Here is a 16,732-nt window from a genome sequence, read left to right as displayed (position 1 = left end):
GTTGCTATAAAACGAAATGGATATTTATTCAAAGAAATATAGAATCAAAATTCACAAATCCTACCATCGGTCGGATATTCGTTATCCATAAGCCCCCTAACCCCCTTGGGGAACAAAAAGTGGACATAATTTACCTTAATACTAAATTAATCAACAACATGAATAATCAATCCAATATACCATCCGAATCAATTCCCCCTTCGGGGGGTAGGGGGCTTTTCCAAGAACAAATCCAACAAGGAATCCCCACTATACTACCTCAGCCTAAACCGTATGAGGCAGACATGAATCATGCTCCAAAACGAAAAGAAATTCTATCAGCAGAGGAGAAAAAACTAGCACTTCGTAATGCTTTGCGCTATTTTAAAGCAGAACATCATGCCGTATTAATTCAAGAATTCAAGGAAGAATTAGAAACTTACGGTCGCATTTATATGTATCGTTTTCGTCCAGATTACGAAATGCGCGCGCGTCCCATTAATGAATATCCGGGAAAATGCGAACAGGCAAAAGCTATCATGCTAATGATCCAAAACAATCTGGATTATGCCGTAGCACAACATCCACATGAGTTAATAACCTATGGTGGTAACGGAGCCGTTTTCCAGAACTGGGCACAATATTTATTGACCATGCAATACCTGTCTGAAATGACAGAGAACCAAACGTTGACCATGTATTCTGGGCATCCTATGGGATTATTCCCTTCGCATAAAGAAGCGCCAAGAGTGGTCGTGACAAACGGAATGGTAATTCCTAATTATTCTCAACCGGATGATTGGGAAAAAATGAATGCGCTAGGCGTATCACAATATGGCCAAATGACTGCAGGAAGTTACATGTACATTGGTCCGCAAGGAATTGTACACGGAACAACAATTACGGTTTTGAATGGTTTTAGAAAAATAAAAAAATCTCCAAAAGGCGGTTTATTCGTAACCTCAGGTTTGGGAGGTATGAGTGGTGCCCAACCTAAAGCAGGTAACATTGCCGGATGCATTACCGTTTGTGCCGAGGTAAACCCAAAAATTACACACATTCGTCACAGTCAAGGCTGGATCAACGAAGTAGTTGAAGATATCAATGAGTTGGTTAAAAGAGTCGCTTTGGCGAAAGCCAACAAGGAAACAGTATCTATTGGTTATCTTGGAAATGTGGTTGATGTTTGGGAAAAATTTGACGAAGAGCACATCCATATTGATTTGGGAAGCGACCAAACTTCATTACACAATCCTTGGGCTGGTGGCTACTACCCTGTTGACATTTCGTTTGAAAATGCCAATGAAATGATGGCTAACAATCCTGATTTATTCAAAGAAAAAGTACAAGAAACATTACGCAGACATACTGCAGCTATCAATAAACATACTGCCAAAGGAACTTATTTCTTTGATTATGGAAATGCATTCTTATTGGAAGCTTCCCGTGCAGGTGCCGATATTATGGCTAAAAATAATATTGATTTTAGGTATCCGAGTTATGTTCAAGACATCATGGGACCTATGTGTTTTGATTTTGGTTTTGGACCTTTCCGTTGGGTTTGTGCTTCAGGAAAACCAGAAGATTTACAAAAAACGGATGCTATTGCCTGTGCTGTTTTGGAAGAAATGGCAAAAACGGCTCCTATCGAAATTCAGCAGCAAATGCAAGATAATATTCAATGGATCAAAGGAGCACAAGAAAACAAATTGGTCGTGGGCTCACAAGCCAGAATATTATATGCCGATGCCGAAGGCCGCATGAAAATTGCCGAAGCTTTTAATCAGGCTATTGCCAAAGGCGAGATAGGAACTGTCGTTTTAGGTCGGGATCATCACGACGTTTCCGGTACGGATTCTCCTTATAGAGAAACCTCTAACATTTATGACGGCTCCCGTTTTACGGCTGATATGGCGATACAAAACGTGATAGGTGACAGTTTCCGCGGTGCTACTTGGGTTTCTATCCATAACGGCGGCGGCGTAGGTTGGGGCGAAGTAATTAATGGTGGATTCGGGATGGTACTTGATGGATCGAAAGAAGCATCAAAACGCATCGAATCCATGCTTTTCTGGGATGTCAACAACGGAATTTCGAGAAGAAGTTGGGCTCGAAATGAAGGAGCCCTTTTTGCGATAAAGAGAGCTATGGAAAGCCAACCGTTGTTAAAAGTGACTCTGCCCAATATTGTTGCTGATAATTTGTTGGATTTTTAATAAATTGGACGTATCTTTAGTAAACATTTAACAACCAAACATTTAAAACATGAAAGCAATTAAAATCCTTGTGATGCTCTTTCTATTTATATTGGGTTCTTGCAGCTCTATTAAAGTCAATTCTGATTACGACAAATCGGTAGATTTCAGTCAATATAAAACCTATGCATTCCATAAAAGAGGTATTGACAGAGTCGAAATATCTGGATTGGACAAGAAAAGAATTCTTAATGCAATCGATATGGAACTTAGTAAAAAAGGGATGACTAAAAGTGACAACCCCGATATACTGATTAATATCTTCACCAAAGAAAGAGAACGCGTTGACGTAAACCAATACAATGCAGGATGGGGTTACGGATGGGGATACGGATGGAACCCATACCTTTGGGGAGGACGCACCTACGTTTCCACCTATGTTGAAGGAACGTTATACATTGATTTAATTGATGCCAAGAAAAAAGAACTGGTTTGGGAAGGTGAGGGTGTTGGTTACCTAACAGAAAACCGCGAGCGAAAAGAAAGCCAAATTAATGAGTTTGTAGCAAAAATTATGGCTCAGTTTCCACCAAAATAGAAATACCAATAATTTCTTATTCTATATAAATGGCCTACCTTTGCGTAGGCCTTTTTTATACCTAATTATGACACAAAACAAAGACATTACTACACTAGAAGACATTAAATTATTAGTTGACACTTTCTATGGTAAAGTGCAAAAAGATGATTTCATCGGACCTATATTTAACGACAAAATAGGGAATCGTTGGCCAGACCATTTGGAAAAAATGTACCGTTTTTGGCAAACTATCTTACTCGAACAACATACTTATTCTGGTAGTCCATTTCCTCCCCACAAACATTTACCTATTGACAAAGTGCATTTTGACCGCTGGATGGAAATTTTTACTGAAACGGTAGACACATTATTTACCGGTGCAATAGCTGACGAAGCAAAATTACGTGCCAAAAATATGGCTGAGATGTTCAACTACAAAATCAACTATTTTAGAGACGCCGACCAAAAAGGAGATCTTTTAAATTCAAAATAAAATTTCATGCGCAAATTATTATTCCTCGCTTTTTTACCGCTTGCTTTTATATCCTGTTCTAGTCTAAAACCTGCTGAGCCAGCAAATGCAAATCCTTCTCTAAAATTCATCAACTCTATTGAAGTTCCTTTTAATCAAGAATTTAAAAATACGGTTGTAGGTGGACTTTCCAGTATTGATTATGATGCCAAAAACGATTTGTATTATTTCATAAGCGACGATAGAGCTATTTACAATGATGCTCGTTTTTATACTGCCAAAATTCATTTGGATTCCGATACCATGAACAACATCGCATTCAAAAATGTAGCTTCCCTAAAAAATGCCGCTGGAGAAAAATACAGCAATTGGGAGAAAAAACCATCAGAATCTATTGATCCCGAAGAACTGCGTTACAACCCAAAAACAAAATCAGTGGTCTGGAGCAGTGAAGGCGCTCGTGTTATTGCCAAAGACTTTTCGGTGCTGCAAAACCCCACGGTGCAAACAGCTGACTTAAACGGAAACTTTGTAAATGAATACCATTTACCGACCAACCTCAACATGCAAAAAGAGGAAAAAGGACCGCGCAGCAATGGCGTTCTTGAAGGGATTGCATTTGATAAAAACTACAGCACACTATACACAAACGTTGAAGAACCTTTGTACGAAGATGATGCCGAAGCGACCACTACAAAAGGCGGTATAATCCGTTTGTTTGCCTTTGATGTGAAATCCAGAAAAAATACCGCACAATACGCCTACCTTTTAGATCCTATTGCACACGAACCGAATCCTGCAAATGGCTTTGCTGTAAACGGAATCTCGACGATTCAGTATTATGCTAAAAACCAACTTTTAGTTGTTGAGCGTTCGTACTCTTTAGGGAGACAGGCTTGCGCCATAAAAGTATATTTATGTGATTTTACCAATGCCACAAATGTAAAAGACATTGCTTCGTTGCAAGGACAAGAATTTACACCAGCAACAAAAAAATTGATTCTGGATATGGATGATTTGGGTATTTTTATTGATAATATCGAAGGAGTAACTTTTGGTCCAAAACTAGCAAATGGAAAACAATCCTTGCTATTTGTATCTGATAATAATTTCTCTGACAAACAGAAAACGCAAGTACTACTTTTTGAAGTGGACTAAAATATCGTTTTTTTACAACATCAAAATCCGTAACAGCAGTGTTGCGGTTTTTTTTTAGATCCTATTTTAAGGAAACAGAATGCTAAACTTAATTACAGTTCTTATTTAAGAATTTCAATTCAAGCCCGACAGCTTTTTAAAAAGCTATCGGGTTTGCTTTTTTCGATACAATTAAAGTCCGTGCTTACTCAGAAGTAGGGATTTCAGCACCATCTGCAATTGACTCATTAATGGATTCTATATACTCAGATTTGCTCAAGGATTTACCGTCAAGTGTTTGTATAACAATTGGGTTTAAATCTAAAATCGCTTCTATTTCTGCTAATAGATTTTCATCCTGAACATCAAGTAGTTTTTTGATTATCTGATTTTTATACGCTTCAATATTCATAGCCGTTATATTTAATAGAATAAAGATACGAATTTTTACAAATGGATATATAATTTCCAAGAGCTAACCTACCAATACTTTTGTTGATAACTTGCTCGTAATCTTTTTCTTAAATAAGGTAACTTAGCATAAAAAAAAACTTCTATTATGTCAAAAAAAATACAAAAAAAGGAATATATCATAAAAATCCCTGTATTTACTTCTGAGAGAATTGAAAGGACTGATAATATCTTTAACGGTATAACCTATAAAGAATTTATCGATACTGCAAAATCAAAAATTGAAAGACATAATCAAAACGAGGGTTCTCTCACTTCTGATAAGAGAAATAAAATTATTAAAAGAGAAATTGGCAAAATACAAATTATTGAAGATTCATTTGATACAACTCCATATCTGCTACTCAAAATTGCTGCTTATAATACAAATTTAGAAGGATGTTTAATTACTCCAGATGAAACTCATCAACTAGAAATTAATGACAAAATTGGAAGTGAGAATAATTTCATTATGCTTTATCCAAAAATAATTGGCACTGAAAATCAATCTATTTTCTGGATAGTATTAATTTATGACGACCCAAAAAAAGACAGTTACGACGTTGTAAGCACCGCAAAATTAGTCCTTTCTAAAGTTTTAAATCAACCAATAAAATCTATAAAACTACCCGCTGTTTTAAAAGAAATTAAAGAAAACAAAATTCTTCCACAAATTAAAATGCAATTAAACGCGGTGAGTTTTGATGAAAGTACAGTTAGTCCACAATTTGAAAAATACCGAACATCTTCTAAATTGTCGCGAAAAGAGGAGTATGATTTTGCAAATATGCCATTTAATGATATTGAAGAGTTAATAAGTAGTCCATTTAATGAATTCAGACAAAGGATAATAAAATTAATTGTCTCTAAAAAAGAATATAAAATAACTCAAGAACATAAAGCAGATGCACAAAATGGTTTAAACGATCTAGTAGAACAGATTTTTAATATGTCAACAATAATACAAGAGGATGAATTAGAAAAATTATATGAAAATGATTTTGTAACTTTAAAATTAAAAACAGTTCTACAAAACTACTTAAAGAACGGAGATGAATAATTCTCAAATAAATATTTTAAACGATTTTTTAAATCTATACTTAGTTATTTTCGGTATCGCGATTACCCTTTTTACGGTTATATATTCTTTTATTGTCAACAAAAAAGAGGAATTACTTAAAATATTAGATAGCATCAATCAGGGAAATAATTCACCATTAACTGATCAAAAAAGATACTTTACAATTTTACAGATAAAAAGATATAAAGCTATTAATAAACACTTGATAGCCATAACTATTTTATCAATATCACTTTACATAACAAGTTTTATTACAAATCGAATTTTATCAAGTTATAAAATAAAATTAATTTTATTTTATGGCATTAGTATTATTACGATAATTCTATTCATTTACATTTTAATTATTATCGCTAAAGTAATTTTTAATTACAAAAAAAATACTAAAATTTAAAACAAGCCTCCACCCCGCTGCACGAATCCTTTCTTGTGGTGCGTGTTTAATAAAAGATAAATTTTATATAAATTCACAATAACTCTCTATGTGATTTCTTTGTGGATTATTTTAGTGTGATTGCTTCGTTCCTCGCAATGACAAACGAAGCAAGAGTTATGTTGAATTACCACATCTCAAATTACCCCACAACTCCCCTAGCCCCAATTGTAATGTAAAGCTTTTTGTAAAAGCCGTTTTGGTTTTTCTTGTTGCCGCAGAGCGACCGCAGGAAGCTCCTGCGGGAACTCTAGAAAAACAAACGGCGCTGCAAAAACTTGTAATGAAAAGCGGGAAATAGCTCCCAGATTTCGTACTTTTGTATCTTAACTACAACGTTTTCGACATGAATGCAACTATTGAAACTAATCCGTTATTAGACCGCTTGCCAAAACACTTGAAGCAATTTATTAAGCCTCAAGATTATAGCGATTACACGCCTATCAATCAAGCCGTATGGCGTTATGTGATGCGCAAAAATGTGGATTACCTATCGAAAGTAGCACACAAGTCCTATTTAGATGGCTTGAAGAAAACGGGAATAGAAGTGGACAACATTCCAAGTATGTACGGTATGAACCGTATCCTTACGGATATTGGTTGGGCTGCCGTGGCAGTAGATGGATTTATTCCGCCTAACGCATTTATGGAGTTTCAGGCATATAACGTACTAGTTATCGCTTCGGATATTCGTCAGCTAGAACACATTGAATACACACCCGCTCCAGACATTATTCATGAAGGTGCTGGTCATGCTCCTATTATTGCCAACCCAGAATATGCGGAATATTTACGCCGTTTTGGAGAAATAGGCTGCAAGGCGATTTCTTCGGATAAGGATTACCAAATGTATGAAGCCATCAGACTGTTATCGATAGTCAAAGAAGCAGAAGACACGCCGCAAGCAACTATTGACGCAGCCGAAAAAGCAGTGGAAGACTTGCAAAATAATATGGGCGAATTATCTGAAATGGCGCAAATCAGAAATTTACACTGGTGGACTGTTGAATACGGTTTGATAGGAACTGTTGAAAATCCAAAAATATACGGTGCCGGTTTGTTATCCTCGATAGGCGAAAGTGCTTATTGTATGACCGACAAGGTGAAGAAAATCCCTTATGACATATCAGCCGCAAACCAGAGTTTTGACATTACGAAGCTGCAACCTCAGCTTTATGTAACGCCAACTTTTGCCTATCTAAATTTAGTTTTGGAAGAGTTTGCGAATAAAATGGCACTACGAACAGGCGGTTTGTCTGGAATTGAAAAACTGATCGACTCTACCGCTTTAGGAACTATTGAATTGAGTACTGGTTTGCAAATTTCAGGTGTTTTCACCAAGGTGATTGCACATGAAGGCAAACCTATTTATATACAAACGACTGGAAAAACAGCATTAGCGTCTCGCGAAAAGGAATTAGTTGGCCATGGCACACTAGCGCACGCAGAAGGTTTTGGTAGCCCGATAGGAAAACTGAAAGGCATCAATCTTGCCATTGAGGACATGAGTCCGAAAGACTTAACTGCCTATAATATAACGGAAGGCAATACCGTAAAACTGGAATTTGAAGGCAACATTACCGTTGAAGGGGAAATCGTTACGGGTTCCCGAAACCTACAGGGAGAAATCATCCTTATCCGCATGAACAATTGTACAGTATACCACGGCGAAACGATTTTGTTTCAACCAGAATGGGGCGTATATGATATGGCAGTGGGTAAAAAATTAGTTTCGGCTTTTTCTGGCCCTGCTGATATGAATAGTTTTGACTTGATTACGCATTTACCATCTAGTACAACTATCAAAGCAAAACATACTCCTGAACGTGATGAGTTAGAGGTTCTATATCAAACGGTAAGAATTATTAGAGAATCGAAAGACATATATGCTTCCTTAGCTCCTATTTTCCATAAGCTAAAAGCGGGTCACCCTAAAGACTGGTTACTTGCTGTTGAAATTGCGGAACTTCTAAAAGACAGAAACGAAACCCAACAACTGGACGAAGTCCTGAGTTACCTCGAAGAATTAAAACAAAAAAGACCAGAAGTAGCACATTTAATAACTGGAGGATTGGACTTGATTCTTGAGAAAGAAAACGATTAAACTTTGTAGCCACTGATTAAAAGTGATTATTATAAAAAAAATAGCCGCAGATTCACTGATTTATTTGGATTGAAAGTATAAAAAAATTAATCGCTAATTCGTGAATATATGGTTGTTTATTTTGAGAAGGAAAACGAATAAAAATTTTAGCCACGGATTCACTGATTAAAAGTGATTATTATTATTAAAAATTTAACCGCAAATTCGTGAATAGTTAATTCATGAATTTGCAGTTAAATTTTTATCAATCTGCGAAAATTTAGCCACGGATTCACTGATTAAAATTAGTGCATTCGTGGCTTTTTCTTTTTTTGAAGCTAAAAGCAAAATACACTAAAAAGCACGCTCTTCAACTATATTGCAGATTCATAAAAGTAATTACATTTTTTTTGAATTATCACATACTAAAAAAGGCCTTTTAGACTGTCTATCCTATAAAAAATCGTTACATTTAAATCTCAAAACGAGAAATAAATATGTGCAGCAGCGAGACGATAACGGTTGAAATGGAGGGCGAAACAATTTCCTGTAACTATATCACTCCTGCAAATTGTACAAACGATACCCTACTCCTTTTTTTGCATGATGCTTTAGGCTGTTCTGAAAGTTGGAAAGACTTCCCCTCAATACTATGTCAAGAAATGGGATCTGTTGGTTTTACATACGATCGATTAGGTCATGGAAAATCAGAAGCGACCACCGTTAAATGGTCCAAAGGCTATCTGGAAGCAGAAGCCGACTTTCTAAAAAAAATCATCACGAAACAAAACCTTAAAAACGTTGTTTTAATTGGCTCTAGCGATGGAGGAAGCATTGCGCTTCTCTATGCAGCAAAATACCAAGACTGCAAAGCTATCGTAAGTATTGCTGGCCATTCGAAAGTGGAAGAAGCGACGACGGCAGGCATTCAACGTACAATTCAAAATTCAGAAAAAATCAGTAGCCAATTAAGGAAATACCACGGTGACAAAACGGACTGTCTTTTTCAGAATTGGCACGAATGCTGGCTTTCAGACGATTTTCAGAATTGGAATATAGAAACTGAGCTGCCAAAAATTCAATGTCCAAGCCTTATCATTCAAGGCAAACAAGACGAATATGCAACCGACGCGCATTGTACAAGCATAGCAAAACTAATAGGTAAACAAGCCAAGGCCGTTCTGATTGATGATTGCGGACATTTTCCGCACAAAGAAAATCCGAACCTTATATCACAAGCAATAAACTCCTTTTTAAATAAAAGATTATGAAAAAATACAGCTATACGAGCGGCATCAGTGACGAACCTTTATTAGGACTAACGATAGGCGAAGCTTTTGAAGAGACCGTAAGTAGGTTTCCAAAAAACGAGGCTGTGGTCTCGATGCACCAGAATATTCGATATACCTACGAACAATTAGAAATCCGAGTGAATCAATGTGCAAAGGCTTTTTTAGCAATTGATATTCAAAAAGGCGATCGCGTGGGAATATGTGCTAACAACTGTGTAGAGTGGTTGATTGTGCAAATTGCAACGGCTAAAATAGGTGCGATTTTAGTAAACATAAACCCTAGTTATAGGACGTATGAGTTAGAATATGCTTTGAATCATTCTGGTTGCAAATCTATTGTGATTGCCGACAAAAATAAGCATACAGACTACAGTCAAATGCTTTATGAGTTGATTCCGGATCTTAAAAAAAACAGTCTTCCTACTTTTGATTGTGCTGAATTTCCGTTGTTAAAATCGGTTATTTCTTTAAGCAAAAACAATCTGCAAGGAATACTCATGTGGGAAGAGTTTATCGATATGGGAATCCACATTGATTATCATAAATTACAAACCCGACAACTTCTCCTTTCATTTGACGACCCAATTAACATCCAATTTACTAGCGGTACAACTGGAAGTTCAAAAGGAGCAACATTAAGCCATCACAATATTCTAAATAATGCCTATTTCACTTCTAAAATACAACGTATCACTGAAAAAGACAAAATAGTCATACCAGTTCCACTCTACCATTGCTTTGGTATGGTGTTAGGGAATTTGGGCTGTATCAGCCAAGGAGCAACAATGATTTACCCGGGCGAAACCTTTGATGCTGAAGCTACTTTAAAAGCAATTTCTGAAGAAAAAGCAACGGCCCTTTTTGGGGTGCCCACAATGTTTTTTGCAGAGCTGGATCATCCTAATCTTAAACAATATGACCTCAGCAGCTTACGAACTGGAATTATGGCCGGATCACTATGTCCTTCTGAACTGATGAAGAAAGTCCAGTCAGAAATGAATTTGACTGAGATGGAAATTGGATACGGCATGACCGAAACCAGTCCGTTGAGCACTCAAACGAGGCATGATGCACCATTTGACAAAAGAGTGAGCACAGTGGGCAGAGTTTTACCACATACAGAAATAAAAATCATTCACCCAGAAACTCATCAAGTCGTTCCCATTGGTGAATCGGGAGAATTGTGCACCCGTGGATACTGCGTAATGCTTGGCTATTGGAACGATCCCATCAAAACAAATGAGTCTATTGACGCAGCCCGCTGGATGCATAGTGGTGATTTAGCGACTATGGACGAAGAAGGCTACATCAATATTGTAGGAAGAATTAAAGACATGATCATCCGCGGTGGAGAAAACATCTACCCAAAAGTCATTGAAGAATTTCTATATACGCATGAAAAAATAAAGGAAGTCTCCGTTTTTGGAATTCCAGATGAAAAATATGGCGAGCAAGTATGTGTTTGGATTCAAATGCATGATAAATCAGAACTCACAGCCTTAGAGATAAAAGAATATTGTAGAGGAAAAATAGCTCATTACACCATTCCCGGCCAGGTAAAATTCGTTACTGATTTCCCGATGACTGTTACGGGTAAAATTCGTAAAGTCGAAATGAGAGAAATTATGATTGCTGAATTAGCGTTGTTAAAATAATAAAATAAGGGTTTGAATCGCATTACTGCTACTCAAACCCTTATTATTAAAAGCAAATTAAACACCTGCTATAGTTTTATATTTTTGCCAAAATCTTTTTCACTTTCAACTACAACCCCATCGTACTTTAAGGTCCATCCTAAACTATTAGTAAGAATTAGAAACTTAGACAATTCACTAACTAACCTGTTTTGAGCATTCGTTTTAAGCGTCGACTTCTCTATTTTTTTTGCCATATTTGCTTTAACCGATTTGTTGATTTTATTATAATCATCACCGGTAAAAGGATTTAACTTACTTTGTTCCACATCATAAAATTGAATGTCGGTACTAATTTTAATTTCTTCTTTTGGAATACTTAGAATAGTAATCGTTTTATTTTTTTCGTCAATATCATATTTCATTTTATGCAAATCATAGGCAACAGTGACATCGGCATTAACGACAATCAACGCTTTTTTATCGAATGACACTATACCCATCAAGTATTTCTCCTTATTCTTATAGGTAACCACTTCAGAGAAATGCCCTTCTGTTACAACTAACTTACCTACATTAACAATTTGTTGCTGTATCAGGTTTGTATTGTAATCCATTGCTGAGTCGTCCTCCTTCTTGAATTCACAATACTTAAACAAAAGCACGACAGTGCCTATCAAGCCCATAAAAATAAGTAATCTTCTTAACATAATTAAAATTTCATAAATGAATATTGAGAAACCAATGTAGCGATTTTATTGTTGAGTTTAGTCTCAAATTTTTGGTGACTTTCAGAGTTTGGATTGAATGGTCTATGAGACAAACTTTTTTGGATTGTTTCTACTTCATCCATTGTTGACAAAGCAGTTTCTGAAATGTAAGTTTCCCTGAAACGCTTCCAAATATAGTCAATAGCGACCTGGCTAGGATGCAACATGTCTTCAGTATAAAACCGATAATCACGAAGTTCATCCATCATGATTTCGTAACTGGGAAAATAGTTATAAGTTATGAGTTGTGAATTATGAATTGAGTGAATTGCCGAAATTAGATTCGATTTACTCCATTGATTTTCTACAAAACCATCTTTGATGTGGCGCACTGGCGAAACCGTCAAAATAATATTACAATTGGGATTTACGGAATGGATCAAGTTCAGTGTATTATCAATAGATTCTTGAATTTCATCAACTGAAAGTAACTCCTTATTAAATTGCTTTTGTGGCACTTTATGACAGTTAGCAACTAAAGTGTCACTTTCTATGTTTCTATACACCCAAGCCGTTCCATAAGTGATAATAATGTGAGAAGCTTCGCTTAATTGTGTCCAAGTTGATTGAATGATATCATTTAAATCCTTCAACAATATAAAGGAGTAAGCGTTGCTTAAATCAGAATGAGCATCATAACAGTGCCAGCGTTCATTGTAAAAAAAAATATCCTCTTCAGTAAACACCTTTTGAGCAACAGCAAAGGCAATTAGTTTCTCGATTGCCAGTGGATGAAACAAAATACCAAAGGGATTGCAGGAATTCTGAAATTTAAAATAGTCCAGTTTCTCTGACATGTTTACCGCAAAACAAGAACCCAAAGACATAATCTTTGAGTTATAATCTATCGGATGAGTACTTTTTGTAATGGGTATTTGAGTTCTAAATTGCATCACATATTATTTATCCGAACTGAAGGAATTATTAGTAAAAGTATTGTGATTTTAAAGATCCTGACTTCGCTGTTTCAGCAAACCGCTCCGTTGGATAATCATCTGTGTCATACTTAAAAGTGCTTTTGTAAAACTTAGCTGAAGATATGATTTGGTCTGCTGCATTTGTGGTAGTACTCTCTACAACACTAATTAAACTATTATTGACAGATACTAACTGATTCTGATTTAAAAGTTTGTCAAATCCTAAAATAGCATGCATCGGATTCTTCTTGGAATCATACTCAAAACTCACATCCTCAGTCGTTACAACACCTACTTGAGTACCATCTACAGTCCTCTTATCTTTTACTAAATTATCATTCTTCAATGATAAAACCCCATGATATAGTTTAGTTTCTTGATTATTAGAGTCTAAAGAAAATCTTTCGTAGGCAACTGTTCCATCGCTATTATGAACAAAATCGATTCTATAATTATCAGAAGATTTGACGCTCACTAACTGTTCTTTTTGATAATTATAATCAACGGTTACTGCAGATTGATTACTTTTATTTTTTGTTATAATTTTAGTAATTAATCCATTCACATACGTATAATCTACATGTTCATTAGCATTGTCTGAGCTTACAATCTCATTTCCTTTATAAGAAAATAGGGTTGTAAAAGACGAACCATCCTCAGTCTTTTCTACCAACTTTGTCAACAATTTATCATTGCCGTTTTTATCATTTGCGCAAGAATAAAAGAGAAACAACACTAACGATAAGATCCAAAATACATTTACTTTTTTCATTTTCAACTAATTAAAATTGTGTTACCATAAAATAAAATTTTACTGTTTTGTCATCAATGTAATATTTAACCGTCAAAATCTATGCCTAGATATACTTTTTACTAAAAATTATACTACAAAATCTACTGCTTTAGTCAGAGCCTCCTGAATACCTTCTGCATTTTTTCCTCCTGCAGTAGCAAAGAAAGGCTGACCTCCTCCTCCTCCTTGTATGTACTTCCCTAATTCACGAACTACTTGTCCTGCATTTAATTTTTTATCAGCAACCAGTTCTTTAGAAATATAACAGCTTAACATTGGTTTTCCTTCTTCGGCTGTAGCCAAAACTAAAAACATATTAGTTCCCATGTTCCCTAAATCATAAGCCAAATCTTTAGCTCCTTCTGCGTTAAGATCTACTTGGACTGCCAAAAATTGTACTCCGTTTATTTCTTTGATTTGTTGCGCCAATTCTGTTTTTAATCCTTTTGCCTTATCTCTAATTAATTGCTCAACCTGTTTTTTTAATTTTGCATTTTCATCTTGCACTGACACTACCGCTTTAATTACATCTTGCGGGTTTTTCAGAGCGACCTTAATTTCATTCAATGCATTTTCCTGAGAAGCAAAGAAAACTTTAACGGCATCACCCGTAATCGCTTCGATACGTCGAATACCTGCAGCAACGGCTCCTTCTGAAACAATTTTAAAATACCAGATTTCGCCAGTATTCTTAACGTGAATTCCTCCACAAAGCTCCATGCTGTCGCCAAATTTAATTGCGCGAACATGATCTCCATATTTCTCACCAAATAAAGCCATAGCACCTTCTTCTACCGCTTGCGCGAAAGGAATATCTCTACGTTCTATCAATGGTAATTGTTCTTGAATTCTAGCATTAACAAAGTCTTCTACTTGCTGTAATTCTTCATCAGATACTTTTGCAAAATGAGAAAAATCAAAACGCAAATGGTTCGAACTTACTAACGATCCCTTTTGTTCCACATGTGTTCCCAATATGCTTCTCAATGCCTGATGCATCAAGTGTGTCGCAGAGTGATTTTTTGTAGTATCTGATCTTAATTTGCTATCTACTTTAGCTACAAAAACACCGCCTACATTCTCCGGTAATTTTTTAGTAAAATGTAAAATTAAATTATTCTCTTTTTTAGTATCTATAATTTGGATGGTTTCATTTGCCGAAACTAAAACCCCTTTGTCTCCCACTTGTCCTCCACCTTCAGGATAAAATGGTGTAGTATCTAAAACGATTTGGTACATAATCCCATCTTTTTTAGAGTCCACTTTACGAATTCTTGTTATTCTTGCTTCACTTTCAGTTTTGTCATAGCCTACGAAAGTTTCCGTATTTCCCTCTACTAAAATTTTCCAGTCATCTGTTGAAACTTCGGAGGCTGCGCGAGAACGTGATTTTTGTTCTTGCATCGCCTTATCAAATCCAGCTTCGTCCAGACTGAATCCTCTTTCTCTAAGAATCAAAGCGGTCAAATCGATTGGGAATCCAAAAGTATCGTACAATTCGAATGCTTTTGCTCCTGGAACTTCTTTTCCTTGATTTGTTGCAATCACGTTATCTAACAACTGTAACCCTTGATCTAGTGTACGCAAAAAAGACGTTTCTTCTTCCCGAATTACATTTGTAACTAATCCTTGTTGTTTTTTGATTTCAGGGAAAAACTCTCCCATTTGGTCGGCTAGAACAGCTACTAATTGATAGATAAAAGGCTCTTTGGTATTCAAAAAAGTAAATCCGTAGCGTATTGCACGACGTAAAATACGACGAATTACATATCCTGCTCCTGTATTAGAAGGCAATTGTCCGTCGGCAATAGCGAAGGCTACCGCACGCACGTGATCCACAATTACGCGTATCGCAATATTGGTTTTATTTTGTTCCTCACTGATGTCTTTTACTTCATTTGAAGTATATTTCAATCCTGTAATTTCCTCCACTTTTTCAATAAGCGGTGTAAACACATCAGTATCATAATTTGAAGTAGTATTTTGCATTGCCATACACAAACGCTCAAATCCCATTCCCGTATCAACGTGTTGTGCCGGTAATTTTTCAAGAGAACCATCGGCTTTACGGTTGAATTCCATAAATACGTTGTTCCATATTTCTACCACTTGTGGATGATCTGCATTTACTAAGCTCCTGCCCGTAACAGCCGCTCTTTCTTCATCTGTACGTAAATCGATATGAATTTCAGAACATGGTCCGCAAGGTCCTTGATCTCCCATTTCCCAGAAATTGTCTTTTTTGTTTCCAAGGATAATACGATCTTCGGGAACAAATTGCTTCCAAATATCAAAAGCTGCCTGATCAAAAGGGACATTCTCTGTCTCGTTTCCTTCAAAAACAGAAACGTACAAACGATCTTTGTCTAATTTCAATACTTCCGTTAAGAATTCCCAAGCCCATGGCAAGGCTTCTTCTTTGAAATAATCGCCAAAAGACCAATTCCCCAGCATTTCAAACATGGTATGGTGATAAGTATCAAAACCTACATCTTCTAAATCATTATGTTTTCCTGAAACACGAAGACATTTTTGAGTGTCGGCAATTCTATTGCTTTTTGGCGTGGCATTACCCAAAAAATATTCTTTAAACTGAGCCATTCCAGAGTTATTGAACATCAGGGTAGGGTCATCTTTAAGAACAATAGGTGCCGAAGGAACAATTAAATGTCCTTTGCTTTGAAAAAAGTCTAAAAATTGTTTACGAACGTCTTGTGATTTCATTATTTTATTTTTTTTGCCACTAAGGCGCTAAGGCACATAGTTTTTTAATTTATATATTGCTCGAAAGCATTTTTGCCCCAGATTATCTCACACGCTCCTATTTTCATCAGAGTTCACTGAACACTTCGTGTTTGTAGTGTAAAGCTTCGAGATTGAGTAATCATTTTTTCTTGAAATAGCAGAGCGACCAGA

14 protein-coding genes are annotated in these 16,732 nt (G+C 36.0%); 9 read left to right on the top strand and 5 right to left on the bottom strand.

Features of this window, described 5'->3' with window-relative positions; genetic code table 11:
- The first annotated feature begins 158 nt into the window (after positions 1–158).
- The 4 genes from QO200_RS10495 (at position 159) to QO200_RS10480 (ending at position 4,384) form a co-directional block, all read left to right on the top strand.
- Positions 159–2,195, top strand: coding sequence for a urocanate hydratase (locus QO200_RS10495; RefSeq protein ID WP_371539755.1), 2,037 nt, complete (start codon positions 159–161; stop codon positions 2,193–2,195).
- A gap of 49 nt (positions 2,196–2,244) precedes the next feature.
- Positions 2,245–2,772, top strand: a complete 528-nt coding sequence (locus QO200_RS10490) for a DUF4136 domain-containing protein (RefSeq protein ID WP_371539583.1) — start codon at positions 2,245–2,247, stop codon at positions 2,770–2,772.
- A 67-nt stretch (positions 2,773–2,839) separates the two neighbouring features.
- Complete coding sequence (locus QO200_RS10485; protein WP_371539580.1) at positions 2,840–3,247, top strand: group III truncated hemoglobin; 408 nt, start codon at positions 2,840–2,842, stop codon at positions 3,245–3,247.
- A gap of 6 nt (positions 3,248–3,253) precedes the next feature.
- Positions 3,254–4,384, top strand: coding sequence for an esterase-like activity of phytase family protein (locus tag QO200_RS10480; RefSeq protein WP_371539578.1), 1,131 nt, complete (start codon positions 3,254–3,256; stop codon positions 4,382–4,384).
- 184 nt (positions 4,385–4,568) lie between these two features.
- On the opposite strand, the gene QO200_RS10475 is transcribed toward QO200_RS10480, so the two are convergent.
- Complete coding sequence (locus QO200_RS10475; RefSeq protein WP_371539576.1) at positions 4,569–4,775, bottom strand: hypothetical protein; 207 nt, start codon at positions 4,773–4,775, stop codon at positions 4,569–4,571.
- 147 nt (positions 4,776–4,922) lie between these two features.
- Here QO200_RS10475 and QO200_RS10470 point away from each other — a divergent pair, with 147 nt between their 5' ends.
- From QO200_RS10470 to QO200_RS10450, 5 genes are all read left to right on the top strand, one after another.
- Positions 4,923–5,873: a hypothetical protein gene (locus tag QO200_RS10470; RefSeq protein WP_371539574.1), complete on the top strand. Its 951-nt coding sequence runs from the start codon at positions 4,923–4,925 to the stop codon at positions 5,871–5,873.
- Positions 5,866–6,288, top strand: coding sequence for a hypothetical protein (locus QO200_RS10465; protein ID WP_371539571.1), 423 nt, complete (start codon positions 5,866–5,868; stop codon positions 6,286–6,288). Before QO200_RS10470 ends, QO200_RS10465 begins: the two co-directional genes overlap by 8 nt.
- Positions 6,289–6,673: 385 nt before the next feature.
- Entirely contained in the window at positions 6,674–8,431 is a 1,758-nt protein-coding gene (locus QO200_RS10460) for an aromatic amino acid hydroxylase (RefSeq protein WP_371539569.1), read from the top strand.
- Between the two features lie 476 nt (positions 8,432–8,907).
- Positions 8,908–9,681: an alpha/beta fold hydrolase gene (locus QO200_RS10455; RefSeq protein WP_371539566.1), complete on the top strand. Its 774-nt coding sequence runs from the start codon at positions 8,908–8,910 to the stop codon at positions 9,679–9,681.
- On the top strand, positions 9,678–11,357 hold the full coding sequence (locus QO200_RS10450) for an AMP-binding protein (RefSeq protein WP_371539564.1): 1,680 nt from the start codon (positions 9,678–9,680) through the stop codon (positions 11,355–11,357). Before QO200_RS10455 ends, QO200_RS10450 begins: the two co-directional genes overlap by 4 nt.
- Before the next feature lie 68 nt (positions 11,358–11,425).
- Here QO200_RS10450 and QO200_RS10445 read toward each other — a convergent pair whose 3' ends face one another.
- The 4 genes from QO200_RS10445 to alaS all read right to left on the bottom strand — a co-directional run bounded on the left by QO200_RS10445 (position 11,426) and on the right by alaS (position 16,540).
- Entirely contained in the window at positions 11,426–12,046 is a 621-nt protein-coding gene (locus tag QO200_RS10445) for a DUF4230 domain-containing protein (RefSeq protein WP_371539561.1), read from the bottom strand.
- A 2-nt stretch (positions 12,047–12,048) separates the two neighbouring features.
- Positions 12,049–12,999 (bottom strand): GSCFA domain-containing protein, encoded by a 951-nt coding sequence (locus QO200_RS10440; protein WP_371539559.1) that lies wholly within the window; start codon positions 12,997–12,999, stop codon positions 12,049–12,051.
- A 31-nt stretch (positions 13,000–13,030) separates the two neighbouring features.
- The gene (locus QO200_RS10435; protein ID WP_371539557.1) at positions 13,031–13,795 is read right to left on the bottom strand and encodes a hypothetical protein; all 765 of its coding nucleotides are present in this window, start codon (positions 13,793–13,795) and stop codon (positions 13,031–13,033) included.
- A gap of 108 nt (positions 13,796–13,903) precedes the next feature.
- Complete coding sequence (alaS, locus tag QO200_RS10430) at positions 13,904–16,540, bottom strand: alanine--tRNA ligase (RefSeq protein ID WP_371539554.1); 2,637 nt, start codon at positions 16,538–16,540, stop codon at positions 13,904–13,906.
- Positions 16,541–16,732 lie beyond the last annotated feature (192 nt).

It is taken from the genome of Flavobacterium sp. Arc3 (assembly GCF_041431375.1).
Taxonomy (GTDB): domain Bacteria; phylum Bacteroidota; class Bacteroidia; order Flavobacteriales; family Flavobacteriaceae; genus Flavobacterium.
The sequence above is the reverse complement of the archived record's forward strand: the minus strand, read 5'-3'. Positions and strand labels throughout refer to the sequence as shown.

Excerpts from the sequence above, each read along its gene's own strand:
- QO200_RS10495 (WP_371539755.1), top strand. The coding sequence starts at position 159 with ATGAATAATCAATCCAATATACCATCCGAATCAATTCCCCCTTCGGGG.
- QO200_RS10490 (WP_371539583.1), top strand. The coding sequence starts at position 2,245 with ATGAAAGCAATTAAAATCCTTGTGATGCTCTTTCTATTTATATTGGGT.
- QO200_RS10485 (WP_371539580.1), top strand. The coding sequence starts at position 2,840 with ATGACACAAAACAAAGACATTACTACACTAGAAGACATTAAATTATTA.
- QO200_RS10480 (WP_371539578.1), top strand. The coding sequence starts at position 3,254 with ATGCGCAAATTATTATTCCTCGCTTTTTTACCGCTTGCTTTTATATCC.
- QO200_RS10475 (WP_371539576.1), bottom strand. The coding sequence starts at position 4,775 with ATGAATATTGAAGCGTATAAAAATCAGATAATCAAAAAACTACTTGAT.
- QO200_RS10470 (WP_371539574.1), top strand. The coding sequence starts at position 4,923 with ATGTCAAAAAAAATACAAAAAAAGGAATATATCATAAAAATCCCTGTA.
- QO200_RS10465 (WP_371539571.1), top strand. The coding sequence starts at position 5,866 with ATGAATAATTCTCAAATAAATATTTTAAACGATTTTTTAAATCTATAC.
- QO200_RS10460 (WP_371539569.1), top strand. The coding sequence starts at position 6,674 with ATGAATGCAACTATTGAAACTAATCCGTTATTAGACCGCTTGCCAAAA.
- QO200_RS10455 (WP_371539566.1), top strand. The coding sequence starts at position 8,908 with ATGTGCAGCAGCGAGACGATAACGGTTGAAATGGAGGGCGAAACAATT.
- QO200_RS10450 (WP_371539564.1), top strand. The coding sequence starts at position 9,678 with ATGAAAAAATACAGCTATACGAGCGGCATCAGTGACGAACCTTTATTA.
- QO200_RS10445 (WP_371539561.1), bottom strand. The coding sequence starts at position 12,046 with ATGTTAAGAAGATTACTTATTTTTATGGGCTTGATAGGCACTGTCGTG.
- QO200_RS10440 (WP_371539559.1), bottom strand. The coding sequence starts at position 12,999 with ATGCAATTTAGAACTCAAATACCCATTACAAAAAGTACTCATCCGATA.
- QO200_RS10435 (WP_371539557.1), bottom strand. The coding sequence starts at position 13,795 with ATGAAAAAAGTAAATGTATTTTGGATCTTATCGTTAGTGTTGTTTCTC.
- alaS (WP_371539554.1), bottom strand. The coding sequence starts at position 16,540 with ATGAAATCACAAGACGTTCGTAAACAATTTTTAGACTTTTTTCAAAGC.